Annotated in this window: 4 protein-coding genes; 3 read left to right on the top strand and 1 reads right to left on the bottom strand. The window is 55.2% G+C overall.

Features of this window, described 5'->3' with window-relative positions; all coding sequences use genetic code 11:
- The first annotated feature begins 407 nt into the window (after window positions 1-407).
- From sul2 to R7190_RS25410, 3 genes are read left to right on the top strand one after another with little or no spacing between them, the layout of a single operon-like run.
- The gene (gene sul2, locus R7190_RS25420) at window positions 408-1,223 is read left to right on the top strand and encodes a sulfonamide-resistant dihydropteroate synthase Sul2 (protein WP_001043260.1); all 816 of its coding nucleotides are present in this window, start codon (window positions 408-410) and stop codon (window positions 1,221-1,223) included.
- A 60-nt stretch (window positions 1,224-1,283) separates the two neighbouring features.
- Complete coding sequence (aph(3'')-Ib, locus tag R7190_RS25415) at window positions 1,284-2,087, top strand: aminoglycoside O-phosphotransferase APH(3'')-Ib (RefSeq protein ID WP_001082319.1); 804 nt, start codon at window positions 1,284-1,286, stop codon at window positions 2,085-2,087.
- The gene (locus R7190_RS25410) at window positions 2,087-2,923 is read left to right on the top strand and encodes an aminoglycoside O-phosphotransferase APH(6)-Id (RefSeq protein ID WP_000480968.1); all 837 of its coding nucleotides are present in this window, start codon (window positions 2,087-2,089) and stop codon (window positions 2,921-2,923) included. Before aph(3'')-Ib ends, R7190_RS25410 begins: the two co-directional genes overlap by 1 nt.
- Here the strand turns inward: R7190_RS25410 and R7190_RS25405 are convergent.
- Window positions 2,895-3,105, bottom strand: a 211-nt coding sequence (locus R7190_RS25405) for a hypothetical protein (protein WP_206926156.1), incomplete at its 5' end; no start/stop codon positions are given. The two genes, R7190_RS25410 and R7190_RS25405, sit on opposite strands and share 29 nt — an antisense overlap.

Raw genomic sequence — 3,105 nt, 5'->3', positions numbered from 1 at the left:
CCCACCTCCGCAGCCATTTATTGGTGTGGTCTACAGAGGATTAAGTCTTTTTAGAGGGGAAAATCCCTAGAACCCCATCTCCAAACATATCAAGCGTGTCTGTATCCCACTCTATTGTAAACAAGACATTTTTATCTTTTATATTCAATGGCTTATTTTCCTGCTAATTGGTAATACCATGAAAAATACCATGCTCAGAAAAGGCTTAACAATATTTTGAAAAATTGCCTACTGAGCGCTGCCGCACAGCTCCATAGGCCGCTTTCCTGGCTTTGCTTCCAGATGTATGCTATTCTGCTCCTGCAGCTAATGGATCACCGCAAACAGGTTACTCGCCTGGGGATTCCCTTTCGACCCGAGCATCCGTATGAGACTCATGCTCGATTATTATTATTATAGAAGCCCCCATGAATAAATCGCTCATCATTTTCGGCATCGTCAACATAACCTCGGACAGTTTCTCCGATGGAGGCCGGTATCTGGCGCCAGACGCAGCCATTGCGCAGGCGCGTAAGCTGATGGCCGAGGGGGCAGATGTGATCGACCTCGGTCCGGCATCCAGCAATCCCGACGCCGCGCCTGTTTCGTCCGACACAGAAATCGCGCGTATCGCGCCGGTGCTGGACGCGCTCAAGGCAGATGGCATTCCCGTCTCGCTCGACAGTTATCAACCCGCGACGCAAGCCTATGCCTTGTCGCGTGGTGTAGCCTATCTCAATGATATTCGCGGTTTTCCAGACGCTGCGTTCTATCCGCAATTGGCGAAATCATCTGCCAAACTCGTCGTTATGCATTCGGTGCAAGACGGGCAGGCAGATCGGCGCGAGGCACCCGCTGGCGACATCATGGATCACATTGCGGCGTTCTTTGACGCGCGCATCGCGGCGCTGACGGGTGCCGGTATCAAACGCAACCGCCTTGTCCTTGATCCCGGCATGGGGTTTTTTCTGGGGGCTGCTCCCGAAACCTCGCTCTCGGTGCTGGCGCGGTTCGATGAATTGCGGCTGCGCTTCGATTTGCCGGTGCTTCTGTCTGTTTCGCGCAAATCCTTTCTGCGCGCGCTCACAGGCCGTGGTCCGGGGGATGTCGGGGCCGCGACACTCGCTGCAGAGCTTGCCGCCGCCGCAGGTGGAGCTGACTTCATCCGCACACACGAGCCGCGCCCCTTGCGCGACGGGCTGGCGGTATTGGCGGCGCTGAAAGAAACCGCAAGAATTCGTTAACTGCACATTCGGGATATTTCTCTATATTCGCGCTTCATCAGAAAACTGAAGGAACCTCCATTGAATCGAACTAATATTTTTTTTGGTGAATCGCATTCTGACTGGTTGCCTGTCAGAGGCGGAGAATCTGGTGATTTTGTTTTTCGACGTGGTGACGGGCATGCCTTCGCGAAAATCGCACCTGCTTCCCGCCGCGGTGAGCTCGCTGGAGAGCGTGACCGCCTCATTTGGCTCAAAGGTCGAGGTGTGGCTTGCCCCGAGGTGATCAACTGGCAGGAGGAACAGGAGGGTGCATGCTTGGTGATAACGGCAATTCCGGGAGTACCGGCGGCTGATCTGTCTGGAGCGGATTTGCTCAAAGCGTGGCCGTCAATGGGGCAGCAACTTGGCGCTGTTCACAGCCTATCGGTTGATCAATGTCCGTTTGAGCGCAGGCTGTCGCGAATGTTCGGACGCGCCGTTGATGTGGTGTCCCGCAATGCCGTCAATCCCGACTTCTTACCGGACGAGGACAAGAGTACGCCGCAGCTCGATCTTTTGGCTCGTGTCGAACGAGAGCTACCGGTGCGGCTCGACCAAGAGCGCACCGATATGGTTGTTTGCCATGGTGATCCCTGCATGCCGAACTTCATGGTGGACCCTAAAACTCTTCAATGCACGGGTCTGATCGACCTTGGGCGGCTCGGAACAGCAGATCGCTATGCCGATTTGGCACTCATGATTGCTAACGCCGAAGAGAACTGGGCAGCGCCAGATGAAGCAGAGCGCGCCTTCGCTGTCCTATTCAATGTATTGGGGATCGAAGCCCCCGACCGCGAACGCCTTGCCTTCTATCTGCGATTGGACCCTCTGACTTGGGGTTGATGTTCATGCCGCCTGTTTTTCCTGCTCATTGGCACGTTTCGCAACCTGTTCTCATTGCGGACACCTTTTCCAGCCTCGTTTGGAAAGTTTCATTGCCAGACGGGACTCCTGCAATCGTCAAGGGATTGAAACCTATAGAAGACATTGCTGATGAACTGCGCGGGGCCGACTATCTGGTATGGCGCAATGGGAGGGGAGCAGTCCGGTTGCTCGGTCGTGAGAACAATCTGATGTTGCTCGAATATGCCGGGGAGCGAATGCTCTCTCACATCGTTGCCGAGCACGGCGACTACCAGGCGACCGAAATTGCAGCGGAACTAATGGCGAAGCTGTATGCCGCATCTGAGGAACCCCTGCCTTCTGCCCTTCTCCCGATCCGGGATCGCTTTGCAGCTTTGTTTCAGCGGGCGCGCGATGATCAAAACGCAGGTTGTCAAACTGACTACGTCCACGCGGCGATTATAGCCGATCAAATGATGAGCAATGCCTCGGAACTGCGTGGGCTACATGGCGATCTGCATCATGAAAACATCATGTTCTCCAGTCGCGGCTGGCTGGTGATAGATCCCGTCGGTCTGGTCGGTGAAGTGGGCTTTGGCGCCGCCAATATGTTCTACGATCCGGCTGACAGAGACGACCTTTGTCTCGATCCTAGACGCATTGCACAGATGGCGGACGCATTCTCTCGTGCGCTGGACGTCGATCCGCGTCGCCTGCTCGACCAGGCGTACGCTTATGGGTGCCTTTCCGCAGCTTGGAACGCGGATGGAGAAGAGGAGCAACGCGATCTAGCTATCGCGGCCGCGATCAAGCAGGTGCGACAGACGTCATACTAGATATCAAGCGACTTCTCCTATCCCCTGGGAACACATCAATCTCACCGGAGAATATCGCTGGCCAAAGCCTTAGCGTAGGATTCCGCCCCTTCCCGCAAACGACCCCAAACAGGAAACGCAGCTGAAACGGGAAGCTCAACACCCACTGACGCATGGGTTGTTCAGGCAGTACTTCATCAACC

The sequence above is a fragment of the Vibrio sp. 1078-1 genome (genome assembly GCF_033340475.1).
The sequence above is the reverse complement of the archived record's forward strand: the minus strand, read 5'-3'. Positions and strand labels throughout refer to the sequence as shown.

Excerpts from the sequence above, each read along its gene's own strand:
- sul2 (WP_001043260.1), top strand. The coding sequence starts at position 408 with ATGAATAAATCGCTCATCATTTTCGGCATCGTCAACATAACCTCGGAC.
- R7190_RS25410 (WP_000480968.1), top strand. The coding sequence starts at position 2,087 with ATGTTCATGCCGCCTGTTTTTCCTGCTCATTGGCACGTTTCGCAACCT.